We start from the raw sequence: 21201 nt of genomic DNA on the forward strand, positions 1-21201 counted from the left end.
TCCACGTTTGGCCTTGGTCTTGCCGCTAAAGTTAGGCGAGCAATAGACAACAACGATATGCAGCAAAACGAGGTCACTTTTACATGGCGAATTTCTTCATCGATCGCCCCATTTTTGCCTGGGTGCTGGCCATCCTGTTGTGCCTGACGGGCGTCCTGGCAATTACGTCTCTTCCCGTTGAGCAATATCCCGATCTGGCACCGCCAAACGTGCGGATCACGGCAAACTACCCCGGCGCCTCGGCGCAGACGCTGGAAAACACCGTTACGCAGGTCATCGAGCAGAACATGACCGGGCTCGATAACCTGATGTATATGTCCTCGCAGAGCAGCGCGACCGGCCAGGCGACGGTCACGCTGAGCTTCTCTGCGGGTACGGATCCTGACGAGGCCGTCCAGCAGGTGCAAAACCAGCTTCAGTCCGCGCTGCGCAAGCTGCCGCAGGCGGTGCAAAACCAGGGCGTGACGGTGCGCAAAACCGGTGATACCAACATTCTCACCATCGCGTTTGTCTCCACCGACGGTTCAATGGATAAGCAGGACATTTCGGACTACGTCGCCAGTAACATTCAGGACCCGCTCAGCCGCATTAACGGCGTAGGGGATATCGACGCCTACGGCTCGCAGTACTCCATGCGCATCTGGCTTGATCCCAACAAGCTGAACAGCGTGCAGATGACGGCCAAAGACGTCACCGATGCCATAGAATCCCAGAACGCGCAGATCGCCGTGGGCCAGCTGGGCGGCACGCCGTCAGTGGATAACCAGGCGCTGAACGCCACCATTAACTCGCAGTCACTGCTCCAGACGCCGGAACAATTCCGCAATATCACCCTGCGCGTGAATCAGGACGGTTCGGAAGTGCGTCTGGGCGATGTCGCCACCGTGGAAATGGGGGCGGAAAAATATGACTACCTGAGCCGCTTTAACGGCAATGCCGCGTCCGGGCTGGGGGTCAAACTGGCCTCCGGCGCCAACGAAATGGCCACCGCCGAGCGCGTGCTGAGCCGGCTGGACGAGCTGTCGCACTTCTTCCCGCACGGGCTGGAGTACAAAGTCGCCTACGAAACCACCTCCTTCGTCAAAGCCTCCATTGAGGACGTGGTGAAAACCCTGCTTGAAGCGATTGCGCTGGTGTTCCTGGTGATGTACCTGTTCCTGCAAAACTTCCGCGCAACGCTTATCCCCACCATCGCCGTTCCGGTTGTGCTGCTCGGCACCTTCGCCGTGCTGTATGCCTTTGGCTACAGCATTAACACCCTGACCATGTTCGCCATGGTGCTGGCCATCGGCCTGCTGGTGGATGATGCGATCGTAGTGGTGGAAAACGTCGAGCGCATCATGAGCGAAGAAGGGCTTTCGCCGCGCGAGGCGACGCGAAAATCGATGGGGCAGATACAGGGCGCGCTGGTCGGCATCGCGATGGTGCTCTCCGCCGTGTTTATCCCGATGGCGTTCTTTGGCGGCACCACCGGCGCGATTTACCGCCAGTTTTCTATCACCATCGTCTCCGCAATGGTGCTCTCCGTGCTGGTGGCGATGATCCTCACCCCCGCCCTGTGCTCAACCCTTCTTAAACCGCTGCACAAGGGCGAGCACCACGGCCAGAAGGGGTTCTTCGGCTGGTTCAACCGCATGTTTAACCGCAACGCCGCGCGCTACGAAGCGGGCGTGGGCAAAGTGCTCCACCGCAGCGTGCGCTGGATGGTGGTTTACGTGCTGCTGCTGGGCGGCATGGTCTTCCTGTTCCTGCGCCTGCCCACGTCGTTCCTGCCGCTGGAGGACCGCGGCATGTTTATCACCTCCGTCCAGCTGCCGAGCGGCTCAACCCAGCAGCAGACGCTGAAGGTGGTGCAGAAGGTCGAAAACTACTTCCATACCCAGGAAAAGGATAACGTGGTCTCCGTGTTCTCAACCGTCGGCTCCGGCCCCGGGGGCAACGGACAAAACGTGGCGCGCATGTTCGTGCGCCTGAAGGATTGGGATCAGCGCGACAGCGATACGGGCTCTTCATTTGCCATTATCGAGCGCGCCACCAAAGCCTTCAGCCAGATTAAGGAAGCGCGCGTCTTTGCCAGCAGCCCTCCGGCGATCAGCGGCATGGGCAGCTCGGCCGGGTTCGACATGGAGCTACAGGATCACGCGGGAGCCGGGCATGATGCGCTCATGGCCGCGCGCGACAAGCTGCTCGACCTGGCGGGGAAAGAACCGCAGTTGACCCGCGTGCGCCACAACGGCCTGGACGATAGCCCGCAGCTGCAGGTAGATATCGACCAGCGAAAGGCCCAGGCGCTGGGCGTGTCCATCGACGATATTAACGACACGCTGCAAACGGCCTGGGGCTCAAGCTACGTGAATGACTTTATGGATCGCGGCCGCGTGAAGAAGGTGTACGTGCAGTCCGCGGCGAAGTACCGCATGCTGCCGGACGATATCAACCGCTGGTACGTGCGAAATAACGCCGGCGGCATGGTGCCGTTCTCCGCGTTTGCCACGTCCCGCTGGGAAACCGGCTCGCCGCGCCTGGAGCGCTACAACGGCTACTCGGCGCTAGAAATCGTGGGTGAGGCCGCGCCCGGCGTGAGTACCGGTACGGCGATGGACATTATGGAAAAGCTGGTCCAGCAGCTGCCGACAGGGTTCGGCCTGGAGTGGACGGCAATGTCCTATCAGGAGCGGCTCTCCGGCGCTCAGGCACCGGCGCTGTACGCGCTATCGCTGCTGGTGGTGTTCCTCTGCCTGGCCGCGCTGTATGAGAGCTGGTCCGTGCCGTTCTCGGTCATGTTGGTAGTGCCGCTTGGCGTCATCGGGGCGCTGCTTGCCACCTGGATGCGCGGCCTGGAAAACGACGTTTACTTCCAGGTGGGGCTGCTTACCGTTATTGGCCTGTCGGCGAAGAACGCGATTTTGATCGTCGAATTTGCCAACGAGATGAACGCCAAAGGACACGATCTGATGGCCGCCACGCTGCACGCCTGCCGTCAGCGCCTGCGCCCGATTCTGATGACCTCGCTGGCGTTTGTCTTCGGCGTATTGCCGATGGCGACCAGCACCGGGGCGGGCTCCAGCAGCCAGCATGCCGTCGGGACGGGCGTAATGGGGGGCATGATCTCCGCAACGATCCTCGCCATCTATTTCGTTCCGCTGTTCTTTGTGCTGGTGCGCCGCCGCTTCCCGCTGAAGCCAAAACCGGAATAATCGCGTGAAATAAAAAAGGCGGCTTTGATGGCCGCCTTTTTACTGTGTGATGGTTTCACACTATGGTTATTTTACTTATTTAAGTGCTTTTGCAATTCTTGCTGAATGTCATTTACGAAGCATGTCTTCGATAAAATCTTTCCAGTTCCCCAGTTCACGTTCAATCATAACAACCTCTCTTATTATTATGCGCATTCTACAAAACCCCATCATCATTGTGAAGACAATTTGACCAATCGCTGTGATTCCTCCCGGCTGCAACGCGCCTGTTTCGCTAAATATGCGCGTAAGCCTTTAAACTTTATGTGACGCATAGCAATATTTTGAAATAGCCACGCGGGGAGGCGAGTTTTTATTTTTCCGCAAACTTTACGCACCCTTTAAACATTTTGGACATCTATGCTTAAATAGTGACAGCTTATTCGGCGTACATATGTATGCTGAATTAATGTACGGAATAAATTAAGCACAATCCTGAGTGTGTTATATTTCACTTAAGGATATATCCTCGAAATTATTGAACATTCGGGCCCCACAGGAACAAAAGGATTCATCATGGTTGTGATGTACGGCATAAAAAATTGCGACACCATCAAAAAAGCCCGCCGCTGGCTTGAAGCCCACAACGTTGAGTATCGTTTTCATGATTATCGCGCCGACGGTCTGGATGCAGAATTTCTGCATAACGCGATCGGCGAGCTGGGCTGGGAAGCGCTGCTGAACACCCGCGGCACCACCTGGCGCAAGCTGGACGAATCCCTGCGTTCTGGCATTAATGATGCGGACAGCGCGGCAAACCTCATGCTTGAAATGCCGGCAATCATCAAACGCCCATTGCTCTGCGCGCCGGGGCGTCCTATGCTGCTGGGTTTTAGTGAAACCCTTTATTCAGACTATTTTGTTGAGGTGTAGTGTATGTCATGCCCGGTCATTGAGCTGACTCAGCAGCTTATTCGCCGCCCTTCCCTTAGCCCGGACGACGCGGGTTGTCAGGCACTCATGATTGAGCGCCTGCGCGCCATCGGCTTTACCGTAGAGCGCATGGATTTTGGCGACACGCAGAACTTCTGGGCATGGCGCGGCCAGGGCGAAACGCTCGCGTTTGCCGGGCACACCGACGTGGTTCCGGCTGGCGACGCGGACCGCTGGATTAACCCGCCTTTCGAACCTACCATCCGCGACGGCATGCTGTTTGGCCGCGGCGCGGCCGACATGAAAGGCTCGCTGGCGGCGATGGTCGTGGCGGCCGAGCGTTTTGTGGCCCAGCATCCCAACCATAAGAACCGCCTCGCGTTTCTGATCACCTCCGATGAAGAGGCCAGCGCGCAAAACGGCACGGTGAAGGTTGTGGAAGCCCTGATGGCGCGTAACGAACGCCTGGACTACTGCCTGGTAGGCGAGCCGTCCAGCACCGAAGTGGTGGGTGACGTGGTGAAAAACGGTCGTCGCGGCTCGCTGACCTGTAATCTCACCGTTCACGGCGTGCAGGGGCACGTTGCTTATCCCCATCTGGCGGATAACCCGGTTCACCGCGCGGCGCCGATGCTCAGCGAGCTGGTGGGCATCGAGTGGGACAAAGGCAATGAATTCTTCCCGCCAACCAGCATGCAAATCGCCAACGTGAAGGCCGGGACCGGCAGCAACAACGTGATCCCAGGCGATTTGTTCGTTCAGTTCAACTTCCGCTTCAGCACCGAGCTGACCGACGAAACGATCAAAGCGCGCGTCGTTGCGCTGCTGGAAAAATACCAGCTGCGCTACACCGTGGACTGGTGGCTTTCCGGCCAGCCGTTTCTGACGCAGCGCGGCAAGCTGGTTGATGCGGTGGTGAACGCTATCGCGCACTATAATGAAATTAAGCCACAGCTGCTGACAACCGGCGGCACCTCAGACGGACGCTTTATCGCCCGCATGGGCGCACAGGTTGTCGAACTGGGTCCGGTAAACGCCACCATTCATAAAATCAATGAGTGCGTCAACGCGGCGGATTTACAACTCCTGGCCCGCATGTATCAACGTATAATGGAGCAGCTCGTCGCCTGACGACTGCTCTGAGAAGGAATAGCGAATGGATTGGCTGACAAAATACTGGTGGATTCTGGTGTTGGTATTTCTGGTAGGCGTACTGCTTAACGTGATTAAAGACCTTAAGCGCGTTGACCACAAAAAGTTTCTCGCCAACAAGCCGGATCTGCCTCCGCACCGTGATTTTAACGACAAGTGGGACGATGACGACGACTGGCCGAATAAGGACCAGAAGAAGTAATTTCCATCCCCTCACCCCCAGCCCCTCTCCCCAAAGGGGCGAGGGGAGCTTTGTTCCCTCTCCCCTTTGGGGAGAGGGTCAGGGTGAGGGGCATATTTTCCTCACATAAACTCAACGATATCATCATCATTCGGCTTTCCGCCGCTGAGCGCCTCGTCAAAGTAATGCTTCGGCACGGTATAGCGCAGATGGTCGAGCGCAAACTGCATGCTGCGATCGTCAATCGCGTGGCCCAGATCCTCAACGATATCCAGCGTCACGTCTCCTCCGGCGCGTAACAGCGCCTCCTGAGCGGCAACCGCATGCGACAGCTCAATCACCCGGTCCTCGCCCCCGTGGATCAGGTGGATCGTGGTCTGAGTGGTGGCGCTCGTCGGTAGCGTCCCAAAGCGGCCGTTAAAGGCAATCACGCGGGAGACCAGGCCTGGCTGCGCTTTCACGCTCTCAAGAGACATGATTGATCCCTGCGAAAAGCCAATCAGCGCGGTGGCATCAGCGCCTACGCCGCTCTGCTGCTGCCAGTAGCGAACCGTGTCGATAAACGCGGGCATAACGGCATCGATGCGCGCCTGACGGGTCTCTTCCGTCACGCCCTGCACGGAAAACCACTGCCGCCCGTTTGGGCCGCATGGCTCTACGCCGCCGATGCTGACGATCAGCGCGTCCGGAAAGATGGGCGCAAACCAGCTGCCAATCTGGCCCATGTTCACGGCATTATCGCCAACGCCATGAAACAGCAGCAGAAGCTGTTTTGCCGGTTTGTCGGGGCTTTGAACAACAAAATGGTCGTGTTTCATGGCGGTCTCCTTAATTGATGACCTGGATTCTACGCCTCTGGAGGGTAATGACCATGCCACTTTACTGAAGAAGTCATTGAAAAAATTGCCATTGCAAAATGTCGGCGCTGAGCCGACGGCTGCGCTTCGCGTCCAGCGTTTCCAGCGCGTCACCCGCCTCCCGGCGAAGCGCGGCAAGCAGGGCCTTTCGCCCCGAGAGCCCAAGCTCCGCGCAGAGCTGAACATCGTCCTTTCGCGCTTCGGCTTTACCCCGCAGCGCGGGCAGCGGCAGGCTAACCGCAAGCAGCAGGCGCGTCAGCGCCGCGACGGACGTTGAAAACGGCCGATGCGCCCAGGCGAACCCGGCAAGCTCCAGCCAGTCATCATCATTAAGGGTAGCTTCCCAGGCGTCGTCAACGGGGATCTTTTCGTCGTTCCACGCAGACAGTACGCGCGCATCCCGGCACAGGCGGCGATGCGCCTGCTCGCACAGCGCCTGCCCCGCCTCGCTGAGCGGCAGCAGCGCCATCGCCGTGAAGCAGCCGCTGCTGGCCTCGCGGTGGCTGCCCATGCGCACCATCACAAAACCGCACCGCCGCCAGAAATGCCACAGCGCGTCGGTGTAGCCAAAGCTGACCGAGAGGTAATCCTCGCCGCGGGCGTTGCCTATCAGCGCCTGACCGATCCCCTCCCGCTGGCGGTGAGGATGAACGGCAATACGCGTCACCCTGCGCCCCCGGAGCGTCGCCGCCAGGGGAGACCCGCCGTGCGCCGCCAGGGACTGTGCCACCAGGTTGCCGCGCGGGCGCCGGAAACCTGCCCACACCGCGCGGCTAAGCCCTGCGCTTAAGCCGCCCTCATCCACCAGCCACAGCGCGCCCGCAAGCGACGTTTGCGCCTGTGCGATGGAAAAGTGCTGGCCCGGCGCGTCCATCATCCGGCGTAAATCCAGCGGCGACGTTCGGTAATGCGCCGCGCAAAGCAGTTCATACACGCTGGCGATACGCACGGGGTCGCTTTGCCACGCCTGCTGCTCCAGCGCGGTGAACTGCACCTCGCCCTCAGGCCGATGGTCAATCAGCGTATCGTCGAAGAGCAGCGCATTGCTCACTACCCGCTCAAGCGGACAGCCTGCCGCCCAGCGCACGGGCGCGGACAAGCTATAGCGCCGCAGGCCCTCGAAGCGGGCGCAGAACTTCAGCAGGAATCCCCTGCCCGTCCCTTCATAGCCCTGAACGGTCGTGGTGAGCAGCACGCGCGGAAAGCGCTGGACCAGCTGCTCAAGCAGCGGTCCGGGGATCGCTGCCGCTTCATCGACAATCAGCCAGTCGGCCGTCTGCGAAGAAGCCAGCAGCGCGTCCGGGGCCATAAAGCGGTATTTATCGCCGGCAAAATGGGCAATCACGTCCGTCGCCCCCTTTGCCGGACCGGTGACGATAGCGCTGTGCCGCGTGCGGTTCAGCAACATGCCGGCAAGCGCCGACTTCCCGCGCCCGCGCGGTGCCGTCACGGCAGCAATACCGGGCGGCATGCTCAACAGCGCATCCAGAATGGCAGCCTGTTCGCGCAGGGGCTCGCCCGTCGCCGGATGCCAGTCGGGCGCGTCAGAGGAGGAAAAAGAAGGCCGATCCTGATGCTGTTGCCACACGATCGCATCCGGATCGGCAGCGATCGTCCGACAAAAGTGGTGAACAAAATGGGGTGTGGCGATCGGTTCCGCGCTGTCGCTCCAGCGCACGGAGTCCGCGTCTGACCGCTGCGCCCATTCTGAGAGCGGCGGGACCAGCAGCACCAGCAGGCTTCCGGCGCGCAGCGTGCCGCTCAGCGCGGCGAAGGCAGCGACGTCAAACCCGATGCGCGCGTCGAAAACGGCGTGGGTAAATTCGCGCCCCAGCAGACCGCTGAGGTTTTTTGGCGCGTTGCCATCCAGCCAGTGCCAGTCCCCCGGCACGCTATCGCGCAGCGCCTGCGCCTGTGAATCCCCCCACGCGCCATCGCCGCAGAGAACAATCAGCCTGCGATGGCCTTTGCGCAGCAGACAATCCGCCAGGCGTTCAAACGACGCCATCACATGGCTTTGCCGAAGGTATTACACTGCGCCGGGTCTCCGCTGTCGAAGCCGCGCTTGAACCACGTGTAGCGCTGTTCGGACGTCCCGTGCGTGAAGCTGTCCGGCACCACGCGCCCCTGGCTCTGCTGCTGAAGCCGATCGTCACCAATTGCTTCTGCGGCGTTTAGCGCCTCTTCCAGATCGCCGGCCTCCAGCACGCCCTGCTTCTGCATGCTGTTACCCCAGACGCCCGCGAAGCAGTCTGCCTGGAGCTCCATGCGCACGGAGAGGCGGTTGACCTCCGCCTGAGAGGCGTTCTGCTGCATCTGGCGCACTTTTGGCTCGATGCCCAGCAGCTTTTGCACGTGGTGGCCCACTTCATGAGCGATGACGTAGCCCTGGGCAAAATCGCCGTCGGCGCCCAGCTTGTGCTTCATGTCATCATAGAAAGAGAGATCGATATAAACGGTGCCGTCAGCCGGGCAGTAAAATGGCCCCATTACCGACTGCCCGGTGCCGCACCCCGTGCGCGTCGCGCCGCGGTACATTACAAGCTTAGGCTGCTGATAGGTACGCCCCATTTTCTCGAACTGCTGGCCCCAGGTATCTTCTGTGGTCGCGAGAATGACGGAGGTGAATTTGGCCGCTTCGTCTTCATTCGGGCTGATGGAGCGCGGGGATTGCTGCTGCTGTTGCAGCGGTTGACCTGTCATCAGGCCGGTTAAATCGACGCCGTAGTAGCCCGCCACCAGCACCACGATCAGCAGAATGATACCGCCCTTTCCGCTCGGTAACCGAAAGCCCGGGCCGCCCATTGACGGGCCGCCGCCGCTACTGCTGCGTCTGTCTTCTACATTGTCACTTTCACGACGCCCTTGCCAGCGCATAACCACCTCGAAACGATTACATTATTAATAGCTATGATCGTAGGCGGTTAACGACAAGATTACCATAGTAAACAACGGTAAAACGCCCGAGGATTCGATTGTCCTCAGGCGCCGGAGTGCGTTAGTCGAGCTTAACGCCTAAACGGTGAGCAACGGCTTCATAGGCTTCAATCAGCCCGCCCAGGCTCTGGCGGAAACGGTCTTTGTCCATTTTATCCAGCGTTTCTTTATCCCACAGGCGGCTGCCGTCCGGAGAGAATTCGTCGCCCAGCACCACTTCGCCTTTGTACAGGCCGAACTCCAGCTTGAAGTCCACCAGGATCAGGCCCGCATCATCAAACAGCTTTTTCAGCACGTCGTTTGCCCTGTAGGTCAGCTCCTGCATGCGCGCCAGGTTCTCTTTGCTCACCCAGCCGAAGGTTTCGCAGTAGGATTCGTTGACCATCGGGTCATGCATGGCGTCGTTTTTCAGGAACAGATCGAACAGCGGCGGGTTGAGCTCGATCCCTTCTTCGATACCCAGACGCTTCACCAGGGAGCCCGCGGCGCGGTTACGAATGACGCATTCCACCGGCACCATATCCAGCTTTTTCACCAGACATTCCGTATCGGACAGCAATGCTTCCATCTGGGTTGGGATACCCGCTTCGGCCAGCTTCGTCATAATGAAGTGGTTGAACTTATTGTTCACCATCCCTTTACGATCGAACTGTTCAATGCGCGCGCCGTCCCCTGCTGACGTATCATTGCGGAACTCGAGCACCAACAGATCCGGGTTCTCCGTGCTGTAAACGGTTTTCGCTTTGCCACGATACAACTCAGCTTGCTTCTGCATCTTCATTACTCCTGGTGTGATGATTTGTGTTCAAAACTGGACATATTATGCCACGCACACGTTTGCGTGGCACGAAAATAAAAAGGGCTGGATTAACCAGCCCTCACATTTATTTGTTGAACGCAGCCTGGAAGACCGCCACCAGCGCATCGTTCTGCGACTGGGTCAACGTGTGACCTTTCGGATCGATGAACTGCAGGCTACTGCGGTTATCAAGGTCGCCGACCTGAATTTTGTAGTCGCCAGCGGCCAGTTTTGGATCGCTTGCGCCCAGCTCCTGCCACGCGCTGTCGGACAGCGGCTTGTAGGTGGCCGTCATACTCCCCGTAGAACGGGTGCTGTCGGATACCTTCATGCCCACTTTTTCCAGCGTCGCAGGCAGCTTCTGCCAGGTCTGGTTAAACGGTGCGCGCACTACCAGCATTGGCAGACCGGTATCGTCGGCCGCGCTCTGGACATCAAACGTTGTCCCGCTGCGGTTCTGGGCCGCGTTCGCGGCGTCGGTTGCGTTTTTATCGAGACCGGCGGCAATGACGTTCAGCATTTCAGTGCTGTAACGCTGCATAGCGGACGCGTCGGCAACCGGTTTACCCGCCTGCTCAAGGTTCAACAGCTTGACGGTTACCGCCTGCTGGTAGCCCTGTGGCTTAACGGAGACCTGATAGCGACCGCGGTACTGCTGGTCTTCATCCAGACGGTTCCAGTCGATCCAGTCCGTGGTTAACGTCTGGCTGGCGTCGTCACGTTTATCAATCGCGTAATTTTTCGATTGAATCACGCTGACAACCTGCGGCCACAGCGAGGTGCCGCGCGCGCTTTCGACCATCAGAGACGCCGTGTCACCGGTGAACTGGGTACGTGCGCCGCTCACCAGCGCCAGAGGCTGTGCCGGTGGACGAATATCAAGCGCTTTTCCGACCGGACCGCTGCCGTTGGTCACGGGGATGTTGTAGTCGCCGTTCTGAATCGGCAGGATCATGCCAGCAGGGGCGTGAAGTTCAGCAAGCGGCGTCGCATCCAGATAGGATTCGTCACCGCTCACCTGGCGCTTGTAGCGCGAGTCTGAACTACAGGCAGCGAGCAGCATAATAAGCGAAACACCCGCAACCTTCGCCAGGCGCGACTTCTGTACTGAATAAGCCATCAAATCTCCCTAAACTTTACAGCAAACCGGCATGTTTCAGCGCGCCAGTGACGATGTCGCGACCGTGGTCGGTAATCGGCGTCATTGGCAGGCGCAGCGTATCGGTTGCTACAAGTCCCAACTCCTTACATGCCCATTTCACTGGGATCGGATTGGGTTCGACAAATAATTTATTGTGCAGCGGCATCAGACGCTGATTAATCACGCGAGCGTCATCAAAGTGACCGGCCGCCGCGAGCTTGCACATCTCGGCCATATCACGCGCTGCAACGTTGGCAGTGACGGAGATTACGCCGTGACCGCCTAACTGCATGAAGTCCAGCGCAGTCGCATCGTCGCCGCTCAGCAGGATAAAGTCGTCTGAAACCAGCTCTTTGATCTGATGAACGCGGCTTAAGTTCCCTGTCGCCTCTTTAATCCCGATAATATTTTTTACTTTCGAGAGACGGCCAACGGTTTCCGGCAGCATATCGCAGCCGGTGCGGGACGGCACATTATACAGGATTTGTGGCAAGTCAGTATGTTCAGCGATGGCTTTGAAATGCTGGAACAGACCTTCCTGAGTAGGACGGTTGTAATAAGGGGTTACCGTCAGGCAGCCAACAATGCCGCTGTCGTTAAAACGTTGAGTCAGGCTAATGGCTTCTGCGGTGGCGTTAGCGCCCGTTCCTGCGATGACAGGAATACGTCCGTCAGCCAGTTCCAGGGTCAGCATCACCACGTCACCGTGTTCTTCGTGGCTCAGCGTTGCAGATTCACCGGTAGTCCCTACCGAAACGATCGCCGAGGTTCCGTTGGCGACATGGTAATCAATGAGCTTCTTCATGCTTGACCGGCAGACATTACCTTTTTCATCCATCGGTGTAACAAGCGCGACAATACTTCCCGTGAACATGGGCCATCCTCTGTGCGAACAAGAGCCTCAATGTTACGTTTGTCACTGTAATAAAAGCAAGCGACCTGAGGCCCTCAGGCGGTTGTATGCATGTTTTTTTTATGCTTTCCTTAGGAAGACTTAACCAAGCAAAGGAAGAACGGGTTTGACAACCTCATCACAACATTACCTGGTTATCACCGCGCTGGGTGCCGACAGGCCGGGTATCGTGAACACCATTACCCGCCACGTAAGCAGCTGCGGCTGCAACATTGAAGACAGCCGTCTGGCTATGCTTGGCGAAGAGTTCACCTTTATCATGCTGCTTTCCGGAACCTGGAACGCCATCACGCTGATTGAATCGACCCTGCCCCTGAAAGGCGCAGAGCTGGATTTGCTGATCGTAATGAAGCGCACCACCGCGCGACCGCGTCCGGCGATGCCTTCTACCGTCTGGGTGCAGGTTGAAGTGCCTGACTCCCCGCATCTCATTGAACGCTTTACCGCACTGTTTGATGGCCACGAGATGAATATCGCCGAGCTGGTTTCCCGAACGCAGCCGGGTGATGAAAACGCGATTCCCACGCTGTTTATTCAAATTACCGCTCACAGTCCTGCCTCACAGGATGCATCAAATATCGAACAAGCGTTCAAAGCCCTCTGTACAGAATTAAACGCGCAGGGCAGTATAAACGTCGTAAATTATTCGCAGCATGAACAGGATGGAGTTGAGTAATGAACCCACTGAAAGCCGGTGACATCGCACCGAAATTTAGCCTGCCGGACCAAGACGGCGAGCAAGTAAATTTGACCGACTTCCAGGGACAGCGTGTTCTGGTCTATTTCTACCCGAAAGCCATGACCCCAGGCTGCACCGTGCAGGCCTGCGGCTTACGCGACAACATGGATGAGTTGAAAAAAGTGGGTGTGGAAGTGCTGGGCATCAGCACCGACAAACCTGAAAAGCTGTCCCGCTTTGCTGAAAAGGAGCTGCTTAACTTCACGCTTCTCTCTGACGAAGATCATCAGGTCTGCGAGCAGTTTGGCGTCTGGGGCGAAAAGACCTTCATGGGCAAAACCTACGACGGCATTCACCGCATCAGCTTCCTGATTGACGCTGACGGCAAGGTTGAACACGTGTTTGACGACTTCAAAACCAGCAACCACCACGACGTGGTGTTGAACTGGCTGAAACAAAGCGCCTGATAAACAGCAAAACGGCAACCCAGGTTGCCGTTTTTCATGTTTTCGCCCTCAGCCCTGTGGGAGAGGGCCGGGGTGAGGGCATCAGGCCACACACGCTCTACTTCTCTTCCACCGCAGGAACATCCGGCCACGCGTGCACCACGGCTTTGATAAGCGTTGCCAGCGGAATGGCGAAGAACACGCCCCAGAATCCCCACAGCCCGCCAAAAATCACCACGGATAAAATAATCACCAGCGGATGCAGGTTCACCGCCTCGGAAAACAGCACCGGCACCAGCAGGTTGCCGTCCAGCCCCTGAATAATCAGGTACACCGCAAAGCAGCTCCAGAACTCGGTGCCAAGACCGAACTGGAACAGCGCGACGCCCACCACCGGAATGGTCACCACAAAGGCGCCGATGTACGGAATCAGGACCGACAGCCCCACCAGCACCGCCAGCAGCAGCGAATAGTTAAGCCCGAAGATCAGGAAGCCAATCCACGTCGCCACGCCGACCACAATCATCTCCAGCACCTTACCGCGAATGTAGTTGGTGATCTGCTGGTTCATCTCTTCCCACACCTGCCCCGCCAGGCCTCGGTTGCGCGGCAAAACGCGGCGCACGGCGTTAAGCATCTGCTCTTTATCCTTGACGAGGAAAAAGACCATCAGCGGCACCAGCACCAGATAAACCGCCAGCGTCAGCAGCCCCACCAGCGAGGCCAGAGAGTATTTCACGACCGAGTCGCCCATCGTCATAATGCGGGCGCGCATGTTTTCCGCCATCGCGTCGATAATCCCGGCGTCCATCAGCGCGGGATAGCGGCGCGGCAGCGTGGCGGCAAAGTCAGAGAGCTTGTTCAGCATGCCTGGCATGTCGCGGATCAGGTAAATCCCCTGCTGCCAGGCAACGGGCATCACGACGAATGACATCAGCAGTAAAATCCCGACGAACAGCACCAGCACGATGCTGGTCGCCCAGCGGCGGGAGCAGCCGACACGCTCAAGCCTCGCCGTTGGCCACTCCAGCAGATACGCCAGCACAATCGCCACCAGCAGCGGAGCCAGCAGGCCGCTAAAGAAGAAGAGAATGCCGAAACCGGCAACCAGAATAACCAGCAGAGCAATGGCTTCCGGGTCGCTAAACCGGCGGCGATACCACTGCATTAACATTTCGAGCATGCAACCCTTCCCTGAACTGACGGCGGAATGGAAAGAAGGAATTGTATCTAACTGTCACAGAAATGCCTTTCCTTTTTAACGATGCGTCACGAATTGCAAAACCCCGATCATCGGGATTTTCTTCACGCCCCAACACGGCTACACTCGCAGGGCAGTGGAGATGAACGTTCGACGGGTTCGTCGGTCAAATTAGCACATCCAAAATACAGGACAGTGGTTATGTTCAGGCAGTTGAAAAAAACGCTGGTTGCAACACTTATCGCCGCACTGACGGTGGGTCAGGCGATGCCCGCCTTTGCGGACTCGGCCGATTCATTGCCGGATATGGGCACCACGGCAGGAAGCACGCTCTCCATTGGCCAGGAGATGCAGATGGGTGATTACTACGTTCGCCAGCTGCGCGGCAGCGCGCCGCTGATCAACGATCCGCTGCTGGTACAGTACATTAACGGCCTCGGCATGCGCCTTGTCGCCCACGCCGACTCGGTGAAAACCCCCTTCCACTTCTACTTAATCAATAACGACGAAATCAACGCCTTTGCCTTCTTTGGCGGCAACGTGGTGCTGCATTCGGCGCTATTCCGCTATTCCGATAACGAAAGCCAGCTGGCGTCGGTAATGGCGCACGAAATTTCGCACGTGACGCAGCGCCACCTGGCGCGCGCCATGGAAGACCAGAAGCGCAACGCTCCCCTGACCTGGGTCGGCGCGCTGGGATCGATTTTGCTGGCGATGGCCAGCCCGCAGGCGGGAATGGCGGCGCTGACCGGCACCCTGGCAGGTACGCGCCAGGGCATGATCAGCTTTACCCAGCAAAACGAACAGGAAGCGGACCGCATCGGCATTCAGGTCTTACAGCGTTCGGGCTTCGACCCGCAGGCGATGCCGAGCTTCCTTGAAAAGCTGCTCGACCAGGCGCGGTACTCCACGCGTCCCCCGGAGATTTTGCTGACGCACCCGCTGCCGGAAAGCCGCCTGTCGGACGCGCGCAACCGCGCCAACCAGATGCGCCCGGTTGTCGTGCAATCCTCGCAGGATTTCTTCCTCGCCAAGGTCCGCACCCTCGGCATGTATAACTCCGGGCGTAACCAGCTCACCAGCGACCTGCTGGACGCGCTGGCCAAGGGTAACGTGCGCGAGAAGAACGCCGCGCAGTACGGCCAGGCGCTTCAGGCAATGGAGGCCAGCAGGTACGACGAAGCGCGCAAAGCGCTACAGCCGCTGCTCTCCGCCGAGCCAAACAACCCGTGGTATCTCGATCTTTCCACCGATATCGATCTGGGGCAGAAAAAAGCCGCCGACGCGATTAATCGTCTGAAAGGGGCGAAAGATCTTCGCAATAATCCGGTGCTTCAGCTCAACCTGGCGAATGCTTACCTACAGGGCGGGCAGCCCAACGAGGCGGTCACCATCCTGAACCGCTACACCTTTAACAATAAAGACGATCAGAACGGTTGGGATCTGCTGGCGCAGGCCGAGGGGCAGCTGGGCAATCGCGATCAGGAGCTGGCCGCGCGCGCAGAAGGGTTAGCCCTGGCCGGACGGCTGGATCAGGCCATTTCCCTGCTGAGCAGCGCCAGCTCGCAGGTCAAGCTCGGCAGCCTGCAGCAGGCGCGCTACGACGCGCGAATCGATCAGCTGCGCGGCTTGCAGCAGCGCTTCAAGCCGTACGAAAAGATGTAATAAAGGAGACGTTTAGTCATGACAGACGCGGTAAAAATCTACCACAATCCACGCTGCTCAAAGAGCCGCGACACGCTCAGCCTGCTGAAGTCTAACGGCGTTGATCCTGACGTGGTGCTGTACCTTGAGACACCGCCGGACGCGCAGACAATTCAGCAGCTCCTGCACATGCTGGGCATGGGCAGCGCGCGCGAGCTGATGCGCCAGAAAGAGGACCTGTACAAGGAGCTTAACCTGAGCGATGCCCATCTGACCGAAGCGCAGCTGGTTCAGGCGATGATTGATAATCCAAAGCTGATCGAGCGCCCTATCGTGGTGGCAAACGGCCAGGCGCGCATTGGTCGCCCGCCGGAAAGCGTGCTTGAGATCCTCTGATTAATCCCCGCGCCGCAGCGCCTCCAGAAAGGCCTGCGGCGTTCTCTCTCCCAGCTTTTTCTGCGCTTTTCCCCGGTTGTAGCATTCGCACAGGTTTATCAGCAGCGATCCGAGCGCCTGCGCATTCACGCGCGGAACAATCTCGGCTAACGGCAGCGCCACCTGAACGGTTCTCCGCTTTTCCGGATGCGCGTTCACGGCGACGCTTCGCTCCGCCAGAGTGACTTCAAAACCGAAAGTCTCAAGAGATTGTATATCAGCCGGACAGGCCTCCAGCAGCGCCTTCGTCCAGCTAGCCAGCAGCGGCTGCGATACGCCCGCATACAATCGGGCATAGCACCAGCCGCTGATCGGCTCGCGCGCCCACAGCAGATGCTGCTCACCACCGTCATCCATGTGCAGCGACAGCGGCACGTGGTGCAACGCCAGCGCATGCGGCCTGACGCCGGCCTTTAACGCCTTCACGCCCTGCAGCGGCGCCCCCTTCTGTTTCACCGCTGCGGGCTTCAGGTAGCGGTTAAGCGTCGCCCGCGAAACGGCTATCCCTAGCCCGTCGTTGACCAGATGCAGCAGCTCGTCCAGCGGCGCGCCGGTCGCGTCGCGCAGGGCATTGATCAGCACCACCTGTTCTTGTCTCAGCGCTTTGTGTATCACCCTCGGCGTAGTCTGATTATCAGAAACCTGCCTGCGGTTGCGCCAGCGCCGCACCGTCGTTACGGAGATCCCCAGCTCGGCGGCAAGCTCTCTGTCGCTTTTATCCGACTGCTGAAGGTAGCGCCGGACCCGAGGCGTGGTGGTGGCATTGGCGTGCAGTTTAATTTCCATCGGTAAATTCCGTTAACTAATCTTGTGAGATTTACAGTGTTAAGGCGAATGCTTTGTGACCGATTTCACCTTTCGCCCGCCGCGCTTCACTGATAATCCACAGACATAACACAAACAACGCCACTCAATCTTGTACGGAGTTCACAATGAACAATGTTCTGGGATTTCTAGAAGCAAAACTGATGCCCCTGGCGGCCAAAACGGCCCAGCAGCGTCATCTGGGGGCCATTCGCGGCGCCTACGTTTCATTCATGCCGTTTATCATCGTCGGCTCGATACTGCTGGTGATCTCCTCGTTTCCAAATCAGGCCTACCAGCAGTTTATGTCTCAGGCCTTTGGCGCGAGCTGGAGCGCCATCATCGAAATTCCGTTTAACGCGGTATTCTCCACCATGTCGCTGTTCATCAGCTTCCTGGTGGCGTTTCGCCTGGCGGAACACTACGGCGAGGACCGCATCTCCTGCGGCATTCTGTCGCTGGTCGCTTTCCTGATCCTGACGCCGTTCATCAAGGTGGCGGAGAACGGCGGCATCACCGTGATCCCCGTTGAATGGATTGGCAGCAAAGGGCTATTCGTCGCGATGATCGGGTCGCTGCTGTGGACGGAGCTGTTCTGCTGGCTGAAGCGCAAAAAGCTGGTGATCAGCATGCCGGACGGCGTGCCGCCTGCGGTGCAGGAGTCTTTCGCCGCGCTGATCCCGGCGCTGCTGGTGATGATTCTGGTGCTGTTAATCCGCATCGTCTTTGAAAATACCCATTACCACACCATCCATCAGTTTATTTATGAAGTGGTCGCTACGCCGGTCCGCCACTATGGCACCTCCTATTTCGGCGCGCTGATGACGGTGTTCAGCATCACGATCCTGTGGTCAGTGGGCATTAACTCCGGGTCGATGATCAACGGCATTATCCGTCCGCTGTGGATGGAAAATCAGACCGACAACATCGCCGCTATTCAGGCGGGCGTCACGCCGCCGCACATTATCACCGAGCAGTTTTTTGACATGATCTGGATGGGCGGCGCGGGCGCAACGCTGTCGCTGGTGATTGCGATGCTGATTTTCGCCCGCAGTAAGAACATGCGCGAAGTGGCTCGCCTCGGCGCGGGCGCGTCGGTGTTCAACATCAACGAGCCAATTCTCTTCGGCCTGCCGGTGATCATGAACCCGATCATGCTCATCCCGTTCAACCTGGTGCCGCTGGTGCTGGTCAGCGTGCAGTACGCCGCGATGAAAATTGGCGCGGTCGCCGTCACCACCGGGGTCTTTATCCCGTGGACGCTGCCGCCCGTCATCAGCGGCTTTATCGTTACCGGCCATCTGAGCGGCAGCGTTATGCAGCTCATCAACCTGCTGATTGGCGCCATGCTGTACCTGCCTTTCATGCGCATTCTGGATAAACAGTACCGCGCCGCGGAGATTGCCACCGTGACGCAGCCCGATACCACCCTTGCAAAACAGGAGTAAAGCATGTGGGGAATTATCGCCACCTGGCGAATGGCGCTGGAAGGCGTCACGGAATCCGCGTCAGCCCTTTCAGCAGGGAAGCCGGTCGCCGACGCGGTGGTTGACGCCGTCGCGGCGGTAGAAGACTTTCCGTTTTATAAATCCGTCGGCTACGGCGGCCTGCCCACCGAGAACGGCGAGGTGGAGCTGGACGCGGCCTATATGGACGGCGACACCCTAGCATTTGGCGCCGTGGGGGATCTAGTGGATATCGCCAACCCGGTGCGCGTGGCGCACGCGCTGAGCCGCCAGCGCTACAACAGCCTGCTGGTCGGCCAGGGTGCGCGCGAATGGGCGCTGAGCCAGGGCTTTGCCGATAAAACCATGCTTACCGACCGCGCCATGCAGCACTACCGCAAGCGCTGCAGGGAAACGCTCGATAAGGGCTTGAGCCCGTACGACGGCCACGACACGGTCGGGATTATCGGCCTTGATAAGCGGGGGTCGATGAGCGTCGCCACCTCCACCAGCGGCCTGTTTATGAAAAAGCGTGGCCGCATTGGCGATTCGCCGATTATCGGATCGGGCTTTTACTGCGACAGCGAAACCGGGGCCGCCACCGCCACGGGCGTCGGCGAAGACCTGATGAAAGGCTGCACCAGCTATGAGATCGTCCGCCGAATGGCGGGAGGCATGTCCCCTCAGCAGGCGGCAGACTCGGTGGTGTTTGAGCTGGAAGATAAGCTGATGTCGCGCTTCGGCCGCGCGGGGGATCTCTCCGTCGTCTGCATGAACAGGCAGGGCGAGTTCGGCGCGGCGACTAACATCAAAACCTTTTCGTTCGTCGTCGCCAGCGCGCGCCAGCCGCTGACCGTGTTTCGCGCCGAACGCCAGCGAGAAAAAACGCACTATCAGCCCGTGGATGATGTGTGGATGCAGGCCTACGCCGAGCGCATCCGCACGCCCATCGAGGAGCAATAATGATGAACTGGCAACTTATTACCGAACTTTCAGACGCCGAAGCACACAGCCATCTGATTGCCCGTGCGGACTCGGCGCTGCTGCCGGAGACACCGCTCGTCGCCGAAATGCGCCAGCAGGGAAGCGTCGCCGACGCCCGGTTTGGCTGCGCGCCTTTTGCCCGCATCACGCTGCTGCCGGACGCGCTCTGGCACGATAGCCTGACCGAGGGATTACTCACCGCGCTGCGCCCGCTGCTGGCCTCCCCCGCCAGCGAGAGCGTGGTGATTGACGTGACGAACGTTGACGACACCGTGCTGGCGCAGCTGCTGCGCTTTCTCTTCAATCAGGCGCATCGCCTTGCGGACCTTCAGCTGAAAAAAGCAGATGCCTCCACCGTGCGCCTTCGCCATATCTCGGCGCTTTGCCTGCCCGAGCAGCGGGAGAGGCTGACGGACGTTTTCAGGCATCAGCACGCCATCGCCGAAGGCATGATTGCCGCCAGGCAGCTGGCGGATCTGCCGTCCGACCGCTGCACGCCCCAGTTTGTTGTCGAAGAAGCACAGCGGCTGTGCGCGGCATTCCCTACCCTGCGCTGCGAGGTGCTGGATGAAAAGCAGATCGTCGATGGAAGCCTTGGGCTGCTGCACGCCGTGGGTAAAGGGGCGACCTGCCCGCCCCGGCTGCTCGCTATTCATTATGACGGAGCGACTGAGGGTCAGGTGCGCTGCTACGTGGGCAAAGGCATTACCTTCGACACCGGCGGACTGTGGCTGAAGGAAGGCGCGGGCATGTACACCATGAAGTACGACATGTGCGGCGCGGCGAACGTTCTGGGATTGATGCTCACCGTCGCCGGGCTGGGCCTGCCGGTGCGCATCATGGGCGTGCTGGCGCTGGCGGAAAATGCCATCGGCCCGGACGCCATGCAGCCGGGCACGGTTGCGCGCGCCTGCAACGGCCTGACCGTTGAAATCAATAACACCGATGCCGAAGGGCGGCTGGTGCTGGCCGACGCCATCGCCTGGGCCAGCCAGCGCCATCCGCAGGCGCGCTATATTATTGATATGGCAACCTTAACGGGCGCGGTGGTGAAAGCGCTGGGGTATGAGCTGAGCGGCCTGATGACCCAGGACGAGCCGCTGCGACAGGCGCTCGTCGAGGCTGGGAAGCGCTGCGGCGACGAGGTGTGGTCCCTGCCGCTGGACGCGAGGCTAAAAAAGCAGACCGAGAGCGCAATTGCCGATCTGTGCAATACGCCGACCAATAACGCGGCGATCAGCGCCTCGGCGGCCTGGCTGCTGCACCATTTCTGCCCGCCGACGATCCCGTGGGCGCATCTGGACATCAGCGGCACGGCGCTGTGGCGGGAAGGCGGCAGAAGCGTGGCGTCGGGACGGCCGATTCCGCTGCTGGTAGAGCACCTGATGGGGGATCTTTAAGCCCGGTGGCGCTGCGCTTAGCGGGGCTACGGGTGCTCTGTGCAGGCCGGGTAAGGCGCAGCCGCTACCCGGCA

20 protein-coding genes are annotated in these 21201 nt (G+C 59.1%); 11 read left to right on the forward strand and 9 right to left on the reverse strand.

Annotation, left to right across the window (positions count from 1 at the left end):
- The first annotated feature begins 83 nt into the window (after positions 1-83).
- Positions 84-3197 carry a multidrug efflux RND transporter permease AcrD gene (gene acrD, locus V1599_RS18395; protein WP_395300604.1) on the forward strand — a complete coding sequence of 1038 codons (3114 nt, stop codon included), beginning with the start codon at positions 84-86 and terminating at the stop codon, positions 3195-3197.
- Between the two features lie 108 nt (positions 3198-3305).
- Here the strand turns inward: acrD and ypfM are convergent, their stop codons facing one another.
- Positions 3306-3365, reverse strand: a complete 60-nt coding sequence (gene ypfM / locus V1599_RS18400) for a protein YpfM (protein WP_100780840.1) — start codon at positions 3363-3365, stop codon at positions 3306-3308.
- A 387-nt stretch (positions 3366-3752) separates the two neighbouring features.
- Here ypfM and V1599_RS18405 point away from each other — a divergent pair, with 387 nt between their 5' ends.
- The 3 genes from V1599_RS18405 to V1599_RS18415 are packed head-to-tail and all read left to right on the forward strand — an operon-like array spanning position 3753 to position 5463.
- The gene (locus V1599_RS18405; RefSeq protein ID WP_297122337.1) at positions 3753-4109 is read left to right on the forward strand and encodes an ArsC family reductase; all 357 of its coding nucleotides are present in this window, start codon (positions 3753-3755) and stop codon (positions 4107-4109) included.
- Between the two features lie 3 nt (positions 4110-4112).
- A complete protein-coding gene (dapE, locus tag V1599_RS18410) occupies positions 4113-5240 on the forward strand; it encodes a succinyl-diaminopimelate desuccinylase (RefSeq protein ID WP_395300605.1) in 1128 nt (375 codons plus the stop codon).
- Between the two features lie 25 nt (positions 5241-5265).
- Positions 5266-5463, forward strand: a complete 198-nt coding sequence (locus V1599_RS18415) for a hypothetical protein (protein WP_112010265.1) — start codon at positions 5266-5268, stop codon at positions 5461-5463.
- Between the two features lie 101 nt (positions 5464-5564).
- Here V1599_RS18415 and ypfH read toward each other — a convergent pair whose 3' ends face one another.
- The 6 genes from ypfH to dapA form a co-directional block, all read right to left on the reverse strand.
- Positions 5565-6260 carry an esterase gene (ypfH, locus tag V1599_RS18420; RefSeq protein WP_112010264.1) on the reverse strand — a complete coding sequence of 232 codons (696 nt, stop codon included), beginning with the start codon at positions 6258-6260 and terminating at the stop codon, positions 5565-5567.
- A gap of 73 nt (positions 6261-6333) precedes the next feature.
- Positions 6334-8307, reverse strand: a complete 1974-nt coding sequence (locus tag V1599_RS18425) for a tRNA(Met) cytidine acetyltransferase TmcA (protein ID WP_395300606.1) — start codon at positions 8305-8307, stop codon at positions 6334-6336.
- A complete protein-coding gene (locus tag V1599_RS18430) occupies positions 8307-9176 on the reverse strand; it encodes a neutral zinc metallopeptidase (protein ID WP_112010262.1) in 870 nt (289 codons plus the stop codon). The genes V1599_RS18425 and V1599_RS18430 overlap by 1 nt, the downstream gene beginning before the upstream one ends.
- Before the next feature lie 121 nt (positions 9177-9297).
- Complete coding sequence (gene purC, locus V1599_RS18435) at positions 9298-10011, reverse strand: phosphoribosylaminoimidazolesuccinocarboxamide synthase (RefSeq protein ID WP_395300607.1); 714 nt, start codon at positions 10009-10011, stop codon at positions 9298-9300.
- Between the two features lie 109 nt (positions 10012-10120).
- On the reverse strand, positions 10121-11155 hold the full coding sequence (gene bamC / locus V1599_RS18440; protein WP_297122347.1) for an outer membrane protein assembly factor BamC: 1035 nt from the start codon (positions 11153-11155) through the stop codon (positions 10121-10123).
- Positions 11156-11171: 16 nt separating this feature from the next.
- Positions 11172-12050 (reverse strand): 4-hydroxy-tetrahydrodipicolinate synthase, encoded by an 879-nt coding sequence (gene dapA, locus V1599_RS18445; protein WP_112010259.1) that lies wholly within the window; start codon positions 12048-12050, stop codon positions 11172-11174.
- A gap of 145 nt (positions 12051-12195) precedes the next feature.
- Here dapA and V1599_RS18450 point away from each other — a divergent pair, with 145 nt between their 5' ends.
- Both V1599_RS18450 and bcp read left to right on the forward strand, forming a co-directional pair.
- Positions 12196-12765: a glycine cleavage system transcriptional repressor gene (locus tag V1599_RS18450; protein ID WP_112010258.1), complete on the forward strand. Its 570-nt coding sequence runs from the start codon at positions 12196-12198 to the stop codon at positions 12763-12765.
- On the forward strand, positions 12765-13235 hold the full coding sequence (bcp, locus tag V1599_RS18455) for a thioredoxin-dependent thiol peroxidase (RefSeq protein WP_014171119.1): 471 nt from the start codon (positions 12765-12767) through the stop codon (positions 13233-13235). Before V1599_RS18450 ends, bcp begins: the two co-directional genes overlap by 1 nt.
- A gap of 97 nt (positions 13236-13332) precedes the next feature.
- On the opposite strand, the gene V1599_RS18460 is transcribed toward bcp, so the two are convergent.
- Positions 13333-14397, reverse strand: coding sequence for an AI-2E family transporter (locus V1599_RS18460; protein ID WP_112010257.1), 1065 nt, complete (start codon positions 14395-14397; stop codon positions 13333-13335).
- Between the two features lie 219 nt (positions 14398-14616).
- Here V1599_RS18460 and bepA point away from each other — a divergent pair, with 219 nt between their 5' ends.
- Both bepA and arsC read left to right on the forward strand, forming a co-directional pair.
- Positions 14617-16080: a beta-barrel assembly-enhancing protease gene (gene bepA / locus V1599_RS18465; protein ID WP_112010256.1), complete on the forward strand. Its 1464-nt coding sequence runs from the start codon at positions 14617-14619 to the stop codon at positions 16078-16080.
- A gap of 18 nt (positions 16081-16098) precedes the next feature.
- Complete coding sequence (gene arsC, locus V1599_RS18470) at positions 16099-16455, forward strand: arsenate reductase (glutaredoxin) (protein WP_112010255.1); 357 nt, start codon at positions 16099-16101, stop codon at positions 16453-16455.
- Here the strand turns inward: arsC and V1599_RS18475 are convergent, their stop codons facing one another.
- Positions 16456-17280: an XRE family transcriptional regulator gene (locus V1599_RS18475; protein WP_395300608.1), complete on the reverse strand. Its 825-nt coding sequence runs from the start codon at positions 17278-17280 to the stop codon at positions 16456-16458.
- A gap of 146 nt (positions 17281-17426) precedes the next feature.
- Here V1599_RS18475 and celB point away from each other — a divergent pair, with 146 nt between their 5' ends.
- From celB to V1599_RS18490, 3 genes are read left to right on the forward strand one after another with little or no spacing between them, the layout of a single operon-like run.
- The gene (gene celB / locus V1599_RS18480; RefSeq protein ID WP_395300609.1) at positions 17427-18746 is read left to right on the forward strand and encodes a PTS cellobiose transporter subunit IIC; all 1320 of its coding nucleotides are present in this window, start codon (positions 17427-17429) and stop codon (positions 18744-18746) included.
- A 3-nt stretch (positions 18747-18749) separates the two neighbouring features.
- Entirely contained in the window at positions 18750-19706 is a 957-nt protein-coding gene (locus V1599_RS18485; RefSeq protein WP_395300610.1) for a N(4)-(beta-N-acetylglucosaminyl)-L-asparaginase, read from the forward strand.
- On the forward strand, positions 19706-21127 hold the full coding sequence (locus V1599_RS18490) for a leucyl aminopeptidase family protein (RefSeq protein WP_395300611.1): 1422 nt from the start codon (positions 19706-19708) through the stop codon (positions 21125-21127). Before V1599_RS18485 ends, V1599_RS18490 begins: the two co-directional genes overlap by 1 nt.
- Positions 21128-21201 lie beyond the last annotated feature (74 nt).

The organism is Enterobacter sp. ECC-175 (genome assembly GCF_043968675.1).
Lineage (GTDB): Bacteria > Pseudomonadota > Gammaproteobacteria > Enterobacterales > Enterobacteriaceae > Enterobacter.